Origin of the sequence: Agathobacter sp. LCP21S3_B2, from assembly GCF_052118705.1 — a bacterium.
GTDB lineage: Bacteria > Bacillota > Clostridia > Lachnospirales > Lachnospiraceae > Roseburia.
The window spans coordinates 1-16,013 of the sequence record NZ_JBQKGQ010000023.1 but is presented as its reverse complement, the minus strand read 5'-3'; the positions used below and the strand labels follow the sequence as shown (position 1 = coordinate 16,013).

General features: G+C 41.1%; 16 protein-coding genes and 3 pseudogenes. 1 reads left to right on the top strand and 18 read right to left on the bottom strand.

Features of this window, described 5'->3' with window-relative positions:
• Positions 1-125: 125 nt before the first annotated feature.
• From ACTQ1L_RS13705 to ACTQ1L_RS13620, 18 genes and pseudogenes are all read right to left on the bottom strand, one after another.
• A pseudogene (locus ACTQ1L_RS13705) lies at positions 126-600 on the bottom strand (RNA polymerase sigma factor).
• Between the two features lie 83 nt (positions 601-683).
• A complete protein-coding gene (locus tag ACTQ1L_RS13700; RefSeq protein ID WP_000323895.1) occupies positions 684-1,109 on the bottom strand; it encodes a sigma-70 family RNA polymerase sigma factor in 426 nt (141 codons plus the stop codon).
• Positions 1,110-1,203: 94 nt separating this feature from the next.
• Positions 1,204-1,713, bottom strand: a complete 510-nt coding sequence (locus ACTQ1L_RS13695; RefSeq protein ID WP_105116765.1) for a sigma-70 family RNA polymerase sigma factor — start codon at positions 1,711-1,713, stop codon at positions 1,204-1,206.
• Positions 1,714-2,313: 600 nt separating this feature from the next.
• Positions 2,314-3,534: a tetracycline efflux MFS transporter Tet(40) gene (gene tet(40), locus ACTQ1L_RS13690; protein ID WP_441367732.1), complete on the bottom strand. Its 1,221-nt coding sequence runs from the start codon at positions 3,532-3,534 to the stop codon at positions 2,314-2,316.
• Positions 3,535-3,584: 50 nt separating this feature from the next.
• A complete protein-coding gene (gene tet(O), locus ACTQ1L_RS13685) occupies positions 3,585-5,504 on the bottom strand; it encodes a tetracycline resistance ribosomal protection protein Tet(O) (protein ID WP_441367730.1) in 1,920 nt (639 codons plus the stop codon).
• 366 nt (positions 5,505-5,870) lie between these two features.
• The gene (locus tag ACTQ1L_RS13680) at positions 5,871-6,245 is read right to left on the bottom strand and encodes a TnpV protein (protein ID WP_001129922.1); all 375 of its coding nucleotides are present in this window, start codon (positions 6,243-6,245) and stop codon (positions 5,871-5,873) included.
• Positions 6,246-6,299: 54 nt separating this feature from the next.
• Positions 6,300-6,542, bottom strand: a pseudogene (locus ACTQ1L_RS13675) (macro domain-containing protein); the annotation flags it as partial.
• Positions 6,543-6,562: 20 nt separating this feature from the next.
• Positions 6,563-6,892 carry a YccF domain-containing protein gene (locus ACTQ1L_RS13670; RefSeq protein WP_441367764.1) on the bottom strand — a complete coding sequence of 110 codons (330 nt, stop codon included), beginning with the start codon at positions 6,890-6,892 and terminating at the stop codon, positions 6,563-6,565.
• Positions 6,893-7,267: pseudogene (locus ACTQ1L_RS13665) on the bottom strand (electron transporter RnfA); the annotation flags it as partial.
• A gap of 238 nt (positions 7,268-7,505) precedes the next feature.
• Positions 7,506-8,372 (bottom strand): hypothetical protein, encoded by an 867-nt coding sequence (locus ACTQ1L_RS13660; protein WP_117715711.1) that lies wholly within the window; start codon positions 8,370-8,372, stop codon positions 7,506-7,508.
• Positions 8,356-8,880 (bottom strand): flavodoxin family protein, encoded by a 525-nt coding sequence (locus tag ACTQ1L_RS13655; protein WP_014081098.1) that lies wholly within the window; start codon positions 8,878-8,880, stop codon positions 8,356-8,358. Before ACTQ1L_RS13655 ends, ACTQ1L_RS13660 begins: the two co-directional genes overlap by 17 nt.
• 107 nt (positions 8,881-8,987) lie before the next feature.
• On the bottom strand, positions 8,988-11,183 hold the full coding sequence (locus ACTQ1L_RS13650; protein WP_118565020.1) for a VirD4-like conjugal transfer protein, CD1115 family: 2,196 nt from the start codon (positions 11,181-11,183) through the stop codon (positions 8,988-8,990).
• 6 nt (positions 11,184-11,189) lie between these two features.
• Positions 11,190-12,059, bottom strand: coding sequence for a hypothetical protein (locus tag ACTQ1L_RS13645; RefSeq protein WP_441367727.1), 870 nt, complete (start codon positions 12,057-12,059; stop codon positions 11,190-11,192).
• A gap of 181 nt (positions 12,060-12,240) precedes the next feature.
• Positions 12,241-12,414 carry a hypothetical protein gene (locus ACTQ1L_RS13640; RefSeq protein ID WP_015516967.1) on the bottom strand — a complete coding sequence of 58 codons (174 nt, stop codon included), beginning with the start codon at positions 12,412-12,414 and terminating at the stop codon, positions 12,241-12,243.
• A 5-nt stretch (positions 12,415-12,419) separates the two neighbouring features.
• Positions 12,420-12,866 (bottom strand): hypothetical protein, encoded by a 447-nt coding sequence (locus tag ACTQ1L_RS13635; protein WP_005340579.1) that lies wholly within the window; start codon positions 12,864-12,866, stop codon positions 12,420-12,422.
• 11 nt (positions 12,867-12,877) lie between these two features.
• A complete protein-coding gene (locus tag ACTQ1L_RS13630) occupies positions 12,878-13,798 on the bottom strand; it encodes a ParM/StbA family protein (RefSeq protein WP_044912152.1) in 921 nt (306 codons plus the stop codon).
• Positions 13,791-13,985, bottom strand: a complete 195-nt coding sequence (locus ACTQ1L_RS13625; protein WP_118392503.1) for a hypothetical protein — start codon at positions 13,983-13,985, stop codon at positions 13,791-13,793. Before ACTQ1L_RS13625 ends, ACTQ1L_RS13630 begins: the two co-directional genes overlap by 8 nt.
• Positions 13,982-14,281, bottom strand: a complete 300-nt coding sequence (locus tag ACTQ1L_RS13620) for a hypothetical protein (protein WP_118392504.1) — start codon at positions 14,279-14,281, stop codon at positions 13,982-13,984. The genes ACTQ1L_RS13625 and ACTQ1L_RS13620 overlap by 4 nt, the downstream gene beginning before the upstream one ends.
• 571 nt (positions 14,282-14,852) lie before the next feature.
• On the opposite strand from ACTQ1L_RS13620, the gene ACTQ1L_RS13615 reads away from it, so the two are divergent.
• Positions 14,853-15,356: a helix-turn-helix domain-containing protein gene (locus ACTQ1L_RS13615; protein WP_118592288.1), complete on the top strand. Its 504-nt coding sequence runs from the start codon at positions 14,853-14,855 to the stop codon at positions 15,354-15,356.
• Positions 15,357-16,013 lie beyond the last annotated feature (657 nt).

Below are 16,013 nucleotides of genomic sequence, written 5' to 3'. Positions count from 1 at the left end.
TTTTCGTTGCACATAGGCGTTGACCTCCTTAAAAATAGATTTACTCCCACGGAAAAAAGTGAGAGTATGTAATGCCGCCAATCCCACACAAATAAAAAACAGATTTCTTTTTCGGGCGGTGTCGGTCACGGTTGGAGATATTTCTTCAATTTCCGCCTTTACTTTCTCCTTTGCAATCGCAACAGATTTCTGTATTGCCGAAGCGGTGCAATGCTCCATAGCGGCGATTTGGTAAAAATTGAACTCATACTCGTAGTAGAGCAGGAAACGCCGCCTTTGTATCTCTGGAAGGCTCCCAACCGCCTTATAGAGCGTTTCATTCCGTTCTTCCTCAACCATGCGTTCATCAAGGCTCTTAGGCACACGCAACGCCCGTCTGTAAAGGGTTTCGTCCCATACCTCGTTAAACTCCCTGTGCCGCTCGTCCCATTAGAAAAGATTCCTGTTCCTGCGCTCCATCTGCCGAAACTCCATAAAGAACTGTTCCGACACTTCCAACTCGTGGGATTTGCCCTGCCCGTCCTTAAAGCTGATAAAATACCTTGTGCCGCTTTCCGTGGATTCCTCCCGAAGCGTGTATGCCTTAACCCTGTATGCCATCCTGTTGTCCTCCTGCAAAAAATGAGTGAGGGGATTTCCATCCCTCACCCAGTAGCCCGCAGGATGGCAGGCTGTTTTAGAAGCTATAAAATTTTCCGCAGCTTCTTCCGCAGATGGTCTAACCTCGCATAGATGGCACCAGTCGTCAAATGCACAAGCGGGGCAATCTCCTTTGTGGAATACCCCTGCATTTTCAGCAGGACGATTTTCAAGGTACGCCCGTCCACCGTGACTAATACTTGATAGAGATTTTCGCTCTCAATCTCTTCCAGTAACTCCGCAACCGTACCCACTTCCGCCTGCCGCTCCCTGCCTGCCATGTCCTCAAGATATTCCGCAACGTCATTCGTCCATCGGTAAAACCGCCTGTTGGAATTGAAGTCTGCCCTGTCCGCCATGCGTATCTGCTCAATGGTCGCTTCATCAACGCCGCACTCACGCAGCAGCTTTTCCTCCGCTTCTTTCCAGATACGCCATTTCCTGTCCTCCCGTCCGTGGTTGTATGCCATTCTTACTTCCTCCAATCAGAATTGATTGAGAGGGCAGAGAAAAGCCCCCTCATCTTCCCAAAGGAAAAAACAAGGGGGCTGAACGCCTTAAATTTTAATTTTCTATTATCTTTCTTAGTTTTATTAGGATTCTGGCTTTGCGTTTGTTTACAACGCTCTGGGTTATGCCCAACCTCGCCCCGACTTCACGCTCGGAAAGTCCGTCAAAAAAGATTGCCTGTATCAGCTCCTGTTCACTATCCGACAGCAAAGGCAGGGCGGCTTTCAGCCTGTCCACCATGACCGCATTGACAACGGTTTCTGCAATGTCCACCGCTTCATCAGTGATAAAGTCCAGAGGATTCCCCTCGCTGTCCGTAAATCCGTCGAGAGATAGCAGTCTATTCTTTGTATCTAATTTTTGCAGATAACGCCACCGTTCCTTGTCACGGTAGAAGTCTGTGTATTGCTCCCTCACGACTTCAAGCAGACAGCCTTGAATGGGGATAAACAGCTTGTCCATATAGGTCTGGTCGGATTCCCTGCAACGGCAGAACTCCGTGTAGGATAATTCCACATAGCCGCCACTTTCTCTGATATATACCTTTCTTGGTGCATATTTCACCATAAATACCTCCCATCTGAATTTTTGAAATGTAAAAAATCCAGATGGAGAGGCGGAGAACGACACCGCATATCAGAAACAGCCCTACGGCACTTTCCAACAAAAATCGACAAAAGAAAAACCGCAAAGGCTCTGTGACCTTTACGGTTATAGGAAATAGTAATTCTATTGTATGGAGATTGTACTTCTACTTTCAAGGTGAGAAGTACCGTTGCACTGGCAGAAATTTTTTTAACTGGTTTCCTGCCGTTCTCTGATATGCTATGTATTGATAAATTTTGCTTCGTATGAGCAGATAGATAACTGCCCGAAAAAAGGACATAAAAAAAATCCCTCCAAATTTAAAAACAAATTCAGAGGGTAATTTAGGGTATAACAAAATAACCCACCCGAATATCGTTTTTTTTATTTGGTGAGTTTGTTCTTTCAAATACGAAACAAATGCTCATGTACGGTAAAGTATCACAAGAAAATTATGTCGAATTGACAGCCGCCTCCGCTATACCGAATAAGGAAATAAAGAGTCCTCAAATTTTGCGCTACTAAATGAAGACGAGCGGAAGTAATCTCCCGCTCGTCAGTAAACTTAACTATGCCATATCAATCCCGCTTCTTTCCCGCCACCGGCACTAAGAACAGCGCGGGCAACAGCAGGAAAGCGGTACAGACCAGCCCCCAGGGTATGGACACCTGCTGGGCTACCAGCCCCACAATAGGCCCGCCGATGATCTGCCCGAAAGAGTCCAGCTGTCCGCTGGTGGAAAAGACTGTGGCGCGCATTTTCTCATCCACATGGTCGTTCATCCAGGCGGCCAGCACAGGCTCCTTGATGGTGCGCATAAGCCCCGCCAGCAGGAACACCAACAACATGAACCAAAAGCTCCGCCCCACCGCGAAGAGAACCAGGAACAGGATATACCCGGCGCTGGTGGACATGACCACACTGGTTCGGCTGACAGTCCCTTTTTTCTCCATGCGGGCGATGAGCAACTGAGAAGCCAGAATACCTAAGCCGCTGCCGATAAGACTGATAACACCGAACCAAGTGACGCTGTTCAGCGGCCCGATAACGGGTATTACCGTGTCATCCAGAAAATGAGCGGTGGAGAGCCGGTCAAAGCCTTCACTGGCAAGTCCCCCGCATAGTGTGATTGCTAAGAGCGCCAGCAACACAGGTGCGCCTTTCACAAAGCCCAGGTTGAGCTTGAACAGGCAGACAAAGTCTTTAAGCAAGCCCTGCCGTTCCTCAATAGCAGGGGAGAAGTTGGTTTCTGGCATGATGCGAACCAACACCAGCCCCAACAACAAGCACAAACTGCCCCCCAAGATGACAGGCATTTGCAGGTTTATGTTTCCCAGCAGTGTGCCCAGCACCACGCCCAGAACGCCGCCGATTTGCCCCATTTGACTGCCCCGCAGGAACACCTTGTCTATGGGTTTGTCCTCTTCCTCCGAGGCAATCCACGCCTCCAGAGCGCCGGTGATGAAGGTATCACCGCAACCCCAGACAACCTGGGCCAGCAGAACCGGCGCGAACCACGGTAGCGCACCCTCCATCAGAAAGCCCAGGCCGTAGAGGAACATTCCAATCAGCACCGAGCGCCGACGGCTATACAAATCCGCCACCACACCGGTGGGCATCTCGAACAGAAAGCAGGCGGTCTCCTGAACCGTCCCTACCAGGACAAGCTGGAAAGCATCCAGCTGCACCACCTCCAGGTGGTACACGATGGAAAGCACTGTGGACATAGAAACCGCCAGGGAACAGACAAATCGGAACAGCAGGTAGACAGAATATGCCTTTGAATTTTTAGCAAACATGAAGTTACATTCTCCTTTCAAATCTCATTTTATATGACTTTTGCAAGCTGTTAAGCTAACTTGTGGAACATATGCCGAACCTTATCTATACGGCTATTCGGGCGGCGGGGTTGGCAAATAAATTTACCAATAGCTGGCTGGTATCCTTTTAACTCTGTCAAGCAGACTCCCTGCCCATTTGTGAAATAAGTTAAATCGTTCCTGTATTCTTGAATACATCTAGCAGGGATTTCTCCTTTCAGAATGACCTCGTCATTCTTTATCTGAGTACTTACAATATCTGCACAATACCTTGGAGCATCATGATACGCCCGTGAGAGATATTCCTGCGGTGCATAAATTTCAAAGTGGAGATATGGCTCTAATAGTTCTGTCCCTGCTTTTTTTAAAGCCTGCTCCAATACGATAGGGGAAAGCAGCCGAAAGTCTGCGGGGGTACTTACAGGACTATAATACAATCCATATTCAAAACAGATTTTACAGTCTGTCACTTTCCATCCATACAGCCCCTGCTCGCAGCCATAAAGAACCCCCTCCATAACCGCATTTTGGAACGATTGATTTAAATATCCAAGTGAAACTCTGCTTTCATACTGCACTCCGCTTCCAATAGGGAGCGGCTCTATGGACAACCCGACAGAAGCCCAGAAAGGATTTGGCGGGACTTCTATGTGGATGGTATATTCTGCTTTTCTAAGCGGTCTTTCCATATATATAACAGTAGGCTCTTTTATTTCTGCCTCCACATGATATTTTTCCTCAAGGATGGCACAAATGACTTCCATCTGCACATTCCCCAAAAAAGAAAGTATAATCTCATTTGTAACAGTATCAATGTCAAAATGCAAAAGAGGGTCTGTATCAGCAATCTCTGCGAGGGCATTTAACAGGGCTTCCCTTTGCTCCGGCTTTTGCGGCTCTACCGTTGTCCGAAGTAATGGCATGGGATTATCAATCCATGTTTTGTGAGGCAGGAGTTTTTCATTTCCCAGAATGTCGTTCAGTTTCAAAGTATCATCAGCTAAAATAACAATTTCTCCCGGACAGGCATGGTCAGCCGGGACGATTTCACCATTTGACGGAACACACATCTCTGTGATTTTTATTTTCTCTTTTTCAGATATTCTAATAACATCCCTCAAATGCAATGTTCCGCTATATATACGCACATAAACAAAACGCCGCCTTTTCTCTGAATATTCAATCTTAAAAACCTGCCCGCATAGTTCAGATTGACCTTCAGGCGTTGATGAATAAAATTTACTGGCAATTACTTCTATAAGCTGCCGAATCCCCAGATTGTTTTTAGCGCTTCCGTGATAAACGGGAAATAACGTTCCGTTTTGGAATCTCCTGTTTTCTTCCTGTTCCAGTTCTGACATTTTAAACGGTTTCCCTGACATATATTTCTCTAATAGTTCATCGTTTCCCATAATTACCGCATCCCACTGTTCCATATCGTCATTGTCCGTTACATTTATATGGGGATGCTGCCCAACCTTTTGCTTCACTATAATTTCCGAAGAAAGCTTTGCTTTCATTTCCCGATATACCATTGGCAAATCAATCCCCTCTTGGTCAATTTTATTGATGAAAAAAATTGTCGGAATCTTCATTATCTGTAGTGCATGAAACAGTATACGGGTCTGTGCCTGTATGCCATCCTTTGCAGAAACTAATAATACTGCTCCGTCTAAAACGGATAAAGAACGGTATACTTCCGCCAAAAAATCCATATGGCCTGGCGTATCTATAATGTTGACTTTTACATCCTCCCACTGAAAAGATGTCACTGCTGTCTGGATAGTGATTCCCCTTTGACGCTCCAAATTCATTGTATCTGTCCTTGTTGTGCCTTCATCTACGCTCCCTAGTTCTGCAATTGCACCACTGGTATATAATAAACTTTCCGTTAATGTTGTCTTTCCTGCGTCAACGTGAGCCAGAATGCCTAAGTTAATTATTTTCATGTGATTTTCCTCCTATCAACACCCAAAAAAGGGCATAAAAATACCCAGTGATAAATACTCCTATCACTGGGTAAATAACTCCAATAGCCCCAAAACACTTATATGTTTTCGGGCATATAAAATTACATGATAAAAGTATTCTTAAACTGGGTACAAAAAACTAAGCCCCATATTAAAAGTGAAACGGGACTGCTACTTTTTGTTCCCACTATCAAATTGACAGTTTATTTAAGAATACCTTGCCGCATATTTATTAACTCCTTGTATAATACTGAATCTAATTATATTCCTTAACCCTTTATTTGTCAAGCTGACAAACTAAAGCAGAAAAAGCGGCAGGATTTCCCCCTGCCACTAATCATCTGTTTATGCAAAAATAATTTCCTTTTCCACAATCTCCCTCGCACAAGCCCTTATGTTATTGAGGCATCCTGTCCATTCTAAGGCGTTTTCTGCCTTTAGCTGTTCCGTTATGCCCTGTGCCTGTTTCATACCCTCTATGAGCCTTTCAAAGCGTTCCTGTGCCTGTCTGTTGATGTCGGCAAGGTAGGCGTTTAGCCTGCCGCTTGTAAGAAGATTGGTGTATGTAACTTTACGGTACTGTTTTAGATAATCTAAATGCCGTTGCCCCCAGATGCCTATTGCCTGTTCTTCTTCGGCGGGTACAGTTAAGCACGGTATCAAATAATCCCCTTGCCTTTCGTATTTGCCGCCCAGTTCCTCAAATAATGATTTTGCCATTGTCTGTTACCTCCACATTCTTTTTTATTTTGAATGTCCGCAAAATCCGTCCTACATCGGTCCTACAGTATGTATCACATAATCACATGGCAGATTATAGGCTTTTGTTATCTTTGCTTCTCCAGTCTCACATCCGTTAAGTATCCTGCACTCTGCCAGAAGTTCCGGTCCTGCTGCTCTGTGAATTGCACCATCTACACCACCTCCACCAAGAAGTGAATTGTTAGCTGCATTTACGATTGCCTGCACATCTGTTACTTTTGTTATGTCACCTTTTATCGTCTTAATCAAATACATCTTTCTTACCTGCCTGTTTATTATATTACCTCTGCCCCAAATGGCATCAGAGACAATTTTGCAATTTTGAAAAACTGCTTTCCGAAAGGAATTCCGATAATTGTTATACAACATATCAGACCTACCACAGCATTTCCAACTGCCATAGGAATTCCTGATACAATCAGCCAGATAATATTTGCAATTAAGCTAACTGCACCGCCGCCATATACCACTTCTTTTCCAAACGGAAAAAATGCCAAACCTGCAAACTTAAAGCACTGTAAGCCTATCGGTATTCCTATTATGGAAATGCACCACAGGCAACCTGCCAAAACCCACGACAATCCACTCAACAATCCACCACATATAAAGCCTAAGAATGTCAGTACTGTTGAAATACCAGCCATCATGACACCTGCTACAATTCCTTTCAGTGCAGAGTTCATAGTAGATGAATCCTGCTGCTGATAGGCTTGTGCGAACTCCATGACATTCTTTGCAAGAATGATGACACCAACAGCACCAATGACTGCAATGATAAGTGTCTTTAAGTTCTCAAGCGGCTGTGTTACTGCGGAAGTACCTGTACCTGCTGCAAAACAAGTAGTGCTCATAAGCATTACTCCCATAAGTGCTCCGGATAATGCCGGAACGAATCTCTTTTTAAAGTGAATGAATCTGCTCTTCATGCCTTTCTCCTCCATCTGATTGTTGTTTGTCGTAATAATCTGTTCTTTTCTCATGTTGTTTGTCTCCTTTTTGATAAAAAAATAAGCTAGCAGGGATAATCCCTAACTGGCTGTTAAAAGTTACTCTATATGATCAGGCAATGCCTGTTGTAATGATTAAATCGGGCTTTTCCCGATGTGTTTAGCTGTAACCACCTCCTTTCAAGGCGCAAAAAAAGCACCTTAACCTTTATTGGCTAAAGTGCTTGTATTAGTTTGATATTAAATTGTTGTGAGTCAGACAAACAGAAATTTAACTATTTGATTTATGTTCTTCATTATACCTATTAAGTATTAGATCTGCTCTTTTGTTTATTTTGTCCAACATGGTTTTCAAGCATTCTTCTACCTCTTCTTTTTCTAGTGGACATGGATAAGATAAAGATTGACCTTTAAAAAACGTAATTCCACTAATTCTGTTTTTTTTGACTTGGTAATACATACTCAAACAATATTTTTCTTGGTTTTTAATAAAAAAGCTATGCCAATCTTTAACGATTTTATTGTCTACTTTTTGTAAACTACCTAAGTGATAATACTCTAGGTCTTTTCCAGCATCAACACATAGTTGTATCTTATCAATCATCAACGGTAAGTAATCTCTTACATCACCTAATAGTCCTTTTACAGAATTAAACCTTTCTGGACAAGGCATAAAATTCGCTACAGTATGACACATATCTGCCAATTTTAAAATATCTGGATATTCTTTACATAAATCATTTACTTGACCTCTTTCCTCTGAGTTTTCTTTGAAGTATTTTTCTGGAAACGAATCATATCCCCAATCAGTATTATGATGTTTATAAATTTTTACATTCCCTGCTTTTGCTATACGATATTTGCCCGGATATTTTAATCTCATTGCATATGAAAAAGTTATCCAAAATGAATTAATTACATCATAACTTACATTTTGGTTCCACCCTAATTCTTCATATAATAACTTTGCACTTTTTCCATTTTCGACATCAACTTGTTCTGATATAAAATACTGGAATAATTTTTCGATTGCATTAATCTCTTTGAGATCTTTTTTTAATACATTTTTATTGATTTTCAAAAAATAATTCTCCTTCAATTCCTGATTTTCATCACAAGCTTTATAAATCTTTTCCAATATCCTCAAGCTCTTTCATAGCATCCTGATTTTTAGAAAGCTCATCCTTTGCTGTTGCATAATATGACTTCTGGAAAAGCAAATCCCATGAAAGATATTTTGCCATACAGTCAAACTGCTTATCAATCAACTCATACTGGATACTGTCAACTGGAGAACCGCCTACAACAATCGTGCCAACTTTTTTATTTTTTAACTGCATTCCCCGGCAATAACACTTATCAATAATAAGTTTCAATTGTGCTGACATTCCCCACCAATAAACCGGTGTTGCAAAAAGGATCATATCTGCGGCAGCAATTTTATCAATTGTAGGATTTGTATCATCCTTATCTACACATCCCTTAGAACATTGACAGGCACCACAGCCCTTGCATGGTGCAATATTAAGTTTGTCAGGTTCAATGATTTCAATTTCGTTTTTTTCAGATGCTCCTTTTACAAAAGCCTCAATCGCTGTAAGAGTGTTTCCTTTTCTTGCACTTCCATTTATAATGATTACTTTCATCTCGCAAAGCCTCCATTCTGCTTATCATATAAGCAAATAAGTTCTAAATAATAATTTTTCTCACATAGGCACATTATACCACGGTTTCTGTGCCTATGCGATAACATTTACTGCTTCTTTCGATATGAACTCATCTTCTCCACAGTAACCTCCGGATAGAAATACGTCAGAATCGTTGACTTTGGAACACCTGCAGCAAGAGCTTTCTTCACTTCCTCTTTCTGCTCTGGTGTATATGACCAGTGCAGCATTCGGTTTGTGATAGTATCCTCCCACTTAGGCTTTTCCCTCTCTGGATTCCTTACAGGCTTAGCACCAGCACTTCCATTAGAAGAGTTGGCACTTTCTGTAGTATCAGACTTCTGCGACTCATCGACATACTCAAGCTCATTTGCCTGTTCCCTGTCAATCTTTGCTTTCTGCTCTGCTTCATCCTGCATGGAGAATCTCCTGCTTAATTCCGCATCACCAAGCATCATAAACTGCTCATAGGTAAGAGAATCAATATACACATTCTCGCCCTTATCCTTCAGTTTTTCATAATACTTAACTGCCTTGTCTGAAAGAATCTCAAATGGCGGACCGATAAGATTATCTGCTCCTCTTATCTGATGAACATAAGGCTCTCCCTTGCCATCTACTGTCTGGTTAAACATCGGATGATTGAATGGTATGAACTTATTATCCATGATAGGATCAAAACCACGGATAAAAATAATGCACTTTTTGTTATCCAGTTTTCTGACTTCGTCCGGTGTAAACAGCTCTCTTCCTAATACATCATAGTTTCTTGAAGAGCTTCCCTGTCTGCCCTTTGTCTCTCCACTTGACTTCTTATCAATCGTACCTTTTCCAAGCAACTCTGACACGTATTTGTGTGTACTCTGCTCATTTCCACCAAGATAGATGAAAGTATCGCAGTTGCCGGGAATTGTCTCCCAGGTATCTTTAAAAAGTGCCTTTAGCTGGGCAAAGTTCTGAATAATGATAATACTTGAAATCTCACGACTTCGCATTGTCGATAACAGCGAACAGAAGTCATCTGGCAATGCGACATTTGCAAATTCATCTAACATAAATGTCACATGGATTGGCAGTCTGCCTCCGCAGTTAAAGTCTGCCTGATAGTACAATTCCTGAAATATCTGCGTGTATAACATACCGATAATGAAGTTATAGGATTTGTCACTATCAGGGATTACACAAAAGAGGGCTGTCTTTGTCTCCCCATCTCCATTCACTCCAATACCGATATCTGACAGATTAAGCTCATCTTTTGAGAGTAATCGTAAAACCTGCTTATTCTCAAGAAATGCAAGTCTTGAGTTGGCACTGATGATAATGGAACGGACTGTATCTCCTGCACCTCTCATACATTTGTTGTACTGCTTGACTGCCGGATGATTGGCTCCAAGTGGAGAACTTTCCTCTAAAAACTTCATACGCACATCCAGCTTTGATGCCTTCCCCTGCTCTGTAACCTCTGCCTCTCCAAGAAGTTTAAGTACTGTCTCAAAGTTTCTCTTTGCCGGCTGTACCTCCAGCCACACATAATAAAAGATAGCCTGTAAGAACAATCCTTCCGCTTTTTCCCAGAACGGATCACTTGGTGTCGCTCCCTTTGGTGTCGTATTGCTGATAAGGTTTGTAATCAGCTTGACCACATCTGTTTCCTCTCTGATATAGGAAAATGGATTGTAACAGTCTGATTTATCCATCTCTAACAGATTAATGACTTTCAGGTTATATCCGTTATTTTTTAACATCTGCCCGCAGCTTCTAAGGATTTCTCCCTTTGGATCGGTACAGATAAAGGAACAGTTATGCGGCATCTGCATCAGATTCGGCTTTACTTCATAAAATGTTTTTCCTGCTCCGGAACCACCACAGATAAGGATATTTCCATTGAGCTTGAGTCTCCTGAAATCCAGCGACATCTTCACATTCTGGCTGAGTATCCGGTTGAAATTTTCATCCTTATCTGCAAGTATCTTGTTGACCTGCTTCGGATTTTCAAATCTTGCCGTACCAAATTCTTTGCCAGGCATATAGTTTCTCTGACTGGTGTAATACATGACAATAGCCATCGCATAGATACCTAATGCAATGGCTACTGCTTTTACTGTATTAGAATTGTAATAATTGGCAAAAGGAACAGCACATACTTCATTGAATCTGTCCATAAATTCATTAAAGGCAATCCCTTCCGTCCACGCACCATTTATCAGATAACCAAGATACCCTGCTAACACTGCACCCACAAGAATGAATATCAGTGACGGCTTTTTCTTTGTTGTCTGCATAGGCTGCTACCTCGCTTTCTTTGTGGTAACAGTTTTCTTCTGCGCTGTCTTTTTCTGCTGCTTCTGCACTTTCTCGTAACGCTCCCTGACAGATGATTCCACCTTATCATAGTGAGTATAAAGCTCGGTTCCTTTCTGGGTTGTCACCACACGATTCTGCTCATCGTAGAGCTTATAATCCTTGGTTGAATCAAGGAAGGTAAGCATTGTCTTTCCACCATGAATCTCCATGATGTTTTCCTTACGGAGCCATACATATTTTGCCTCTTCTCCCCATGTGCCGGGAACTCTGGTCTTAACAGCATGGTCATTCTCTTCTATAATCAGCTTCTTGCTGATAGTCACATCTGACAGGTTCGCATTCTTTGATGCCGCAACCGCCCTCATTCTCTCAGCAAGGTCCTGATAACCTCTGACACGATTAATAAATGCATCCTTGTCCATCATTACTGTATGGGTGCCATCTTCATTCTTGCTGCCAAGCACACCGATTGTCTCAAGCTGTCTGATAACACTTTCAGCCTGCTCACCATTGATACTGAAATTCTCCTTGACCTGATCCACACTGATAGCTTTCTTTTCCATTGCAAACATTCCTACCTTTTCAATCAGTCCGTCAATAGCGGAATTAACCCTATCCCCTTCTATCGTGTGGCTTTTCTCGTTTCCCTGCTGTTTCTTCAAAAAATCCATCAGCTTGCCAAGTGATTTTTCATCTCCATTCTTCAGATAATCGTCAAATGTGGCAATCTTACCACCATTACAGGCAGCCATTGAAAAGACCAGTACTGCGGATAATAAGATAATCCTTATCTTCTTCATAGTAATCACCCATCCCTTCTCCGCAAGAGGGACGGGCTTTGTGTTCCGTGCCATCCACCCTTGCGGTGAACTATTTATCTGTAATGCACGGGACACATAGGACTGTCCCGTATTCTGTGCATCTTAAACTCCTTTCATTATACCAGCTCTCTTATTTTAAAGAAATACTGCATAAGTCTTCTGTTTTTCTTATAATTTAAGAATAAACCCTTTACCTGCATACGCTCACCTCCTCTCAGAATGTGCCCATTCTTACGAATGAAAGAAATATCCTTGCCACCATAGCGAATAGAAGAAGAATTATTCTGGCAAGTCCTAAGACCAGCTTCAACGCTCCAAGAATTATCCTTAATATCCACTTGAGTATCTCTAAAATTACTGTTCCTACGGCTCCCATAACTCTTCTCATAATAATCAGTCTCCTTTCGACATCCATCCCATTGCAAGTCCTGCAACATCTGCATCGTCCATAACATCTTCTGTAGGTTCTTGTGCTTCACTATTGGCTGCCTGCATTATTACCGGCTGACCAACATTCATTCCGGATATCACTCCGCCTAACAGCCTTATGACCTCTTTCCTAGCCTCATTGGTTGCTGCTTCAATGACTTCTTCCTTAATGTCATCAATATCTTCTGACCGGATATATTCAGCCCTCTCTTTTTCCTTCTTCTTGATAACAAAAGTTTCTTTTCCATAATTATCAATGTAGAACTGAATCGCATCTATAATGAACTGGTTCTTAGATTTGAAAATCTTCGGATCAAGGTTCTGAATCACATCATTGATTTTCACATGCTGAGGATTGCTCATGTTGAGGCGGACAGAAGTTTTTACTTCATATTCAAGTCTTCTTCCCATCATCTGCCTCCTTATGATAATCGCTTAGTGCTTTTAAGTCCCATTGTGGCAAGCTGCTCATATCCTCTTGCATTTGCCTTTACATCAAGGTTATAGGAAATGTTCTTAGCATCATGACTACCAAAATTCTTCATCACAACTGCCCCGCCACCGACAAATACAATCGGTGTAGTCTTTAAGTTATACCCAAACTCACGGATTGAGTTATATACCTTATCAACAAAATCCTCTATCTCTGCCTTGATAATGGCAAAGTATTCATCATCAATATCTGACCTGCCATACCGCATGATGTTCTGTATCTCTGACTCGTCTACCTCTCCGTTAAGTTGTCTTACACACTGTTCATTGATAGAACGCATACAGGTAATAAGACCTTTTGGTATCGTCACACACTTTGATTCATCCGGTGACTTGTTGATTACCGGCATAATGTCGATTGTCCAGCTACCGATATCTACTATCAGCGTTTTCTTTGCCATTGTAGGAATCTTGTCCACTACTGCTGCATAACACTGAGGGAATACTGCCACATCATCAATTTCAATATAATACGGCTCATTCTCATATTTGAAGCTTACACGCTTATTCTTTGTCAGGTACTTGATAAAATCATTCTTCTCTGCTCCAAACCTTGTAAGTGGTAGTCCTACGGCAAGGAATACCTTTGCCTCTGCAAGACCTCTTCTTTTAAGTTCCTTAGCAACTGCTGCAAGAGTGAGAAGATAAAAGCTGTCATCTTCGACCTTTGTATCCTTTACTTCCTGCCTCACAGTTCCAACCTTATAGAACTTTCCTTCATACTCGAGTACATCACCGAAAAGTGCTGGAGTTGTTGTAATCTCCTTAACACCTGTGACAAATACCTGAGAGATTGTTTTCATCATTGACCAGCCATGATCAATGCCGATTACTTCTAACTTGTTATTCATGTTCCTGTCTCTCCTTCCCTTCCGTAATAATTGCTTCCATATCCTGCTCATCTGTACCTTTTCTCCCTTCCTCTTCCATAAGCTGCTCAATAAACCTCTCTGATCTGGACGACATTGCAACTAATGAATATAGAAAAACCAGGATGATACTTATTCCGACCAACACAACAATCCAGCATAGCTTCATGTAAATACGCCTCCTTCTGTAGATTCTTCTAAGGGGCACTTACAATTTGCCTGACATTTTCGTGCCAGTCTTTGGAAATAAACACATTTCAAACATTCGTGGTCTGCCATAAATAATGCTTTCTCATTTTTGGCTACAATCTTTCGGTAACGCTTTTTCAAATAAGAAACATCATATAAATCCTGCTTGATTTCATTCATGGCATTTTGCTTCATTATCGCTGTATTCAGTGAATTAATGTAGCTGACGAACTTTTCCTCAGTGCTTATATCCACACCTTTAAAAGTTAATTCCATTCACTACTTACCTGCTTTCTACACGGCTCATGCCATGTAGGTGTGCTTTTTTCCCATTTGCCTGCACACATAGGAATTACAGATAAGCCGCATCTGCGTTTACGACGCATTAAGTTAAATTAAATAATGCTATCCTCTCTACCGCCTTTTTGAGAGCCAGGAAGTTCCCTTTGAACACCTTCATAGTTTATTATCCTTCCGCAACAGTATTGACTACCCTTACTCGCTCCACTTTCATTTCTCAATCCTTCAGCACTCTTCGCAAGTATATTTGATTTCCATCAGGTATCTGAACCGGAATTATCACTATATCTGTAATTGTTATTCAATTGTATGAGCTGCTTTGCAACTCGCAGGATTATGATATAGCAAAATTTTGAATCATTGAACTTCGCCAAAAGAAGTATTTTCAACATATCTATTCTTTTTATGTTAGTCCTCATTTGTGGTCTGTTCGTATTTTCATTATATAGTCCACATTTGTGGTTGTCAATATATTTTCAAAATAATGTACCACTTTTGTGAACTCTGTGTTAAAATATTCATATCAATTTGTTTGAGGTGATTATTAATGGATAATAGACATTCAATTGGAAGTAAAATTCAAAAATATAGAAAATTAAAAGATATGACACAGGACGAATTATCAAAACAGTCCGGTATTTATTTATCTACCATAAAGAAATATGAAAGCGGTGAACGAAATCCAAAACCAGATCAGCTTCAAAAAATAGCAGAAGCTCTTGGCATTAGCGTAACTGTATTTCTTGATTACGATATTAATACTGTTAGTGATGTTCTTTCTTTAGTTATGAAGCTTAACGAACAATCCCCATTGAAAATATCTGCTGATAAGGATAAAGATGGCAACTACATCCCCAGCAGCATACACATGACATTTGAAGATTCACAAATAAATGAAGCTATTTGTTCTTATCTAAATTGTAAACAACAGATGGATTTAATTGCCTATGAGGATAATGATAAAGCTGTGATTGAACAGCAAAAAGAATTTTATGATGATAAGATTAACAGATTGCTCTTATTTAACGAATGTATTAAAAAAATCCGCTAAATTGCGGATTTTTTCTTTGCTAGGACTCTATTATAATACTTCTCTTTACATATCCTGAGTAGTTTATCCCCTACTCAAATAGCTTTGGTAAATCGTTGGTAAAAATCTACTGTAACATCCCCAAAACACTGTAAAATCAAGTATTTTTAATCAAGGTTAGTATGTTGCCGTGGCAAACCATGAGCACTTTAATTTTATCTTGCATATCTTCGTTTTTCCTCGTATATCCTTATTTTTCCTAGGTTTTATCACACTTTCACGACATCTAACCTAGTGTACCTATCCTAGCATAAAATCGCATATTTTACCATATCTCGGTAAGTAAAATGAGTACAAATCTAGGTATAAACCCGATTCGTACTCATCAGTACTTTTTCCCTACGCCCTTTATTTCCTTACTTGGCACACTTTTTCATTTCTTTTTCTAACCTTTCAAACCTCTCCATTTCTCTCTGTGCATCTTCCAACTTAAGGTGTGTATACACATTTGAGGTAACACTTATATCTGTATGTCCCATTAAATATTTCAATGTTTTTACTTTTATAGGCTCAATCACAAAACTTATGGGATTTAGGATTCCTCACATAATCAACTCTGCTCATATCAATGAGTTTTAAAAAGAAATACTCATCGTCAGGATATCCATACCCCTGCCG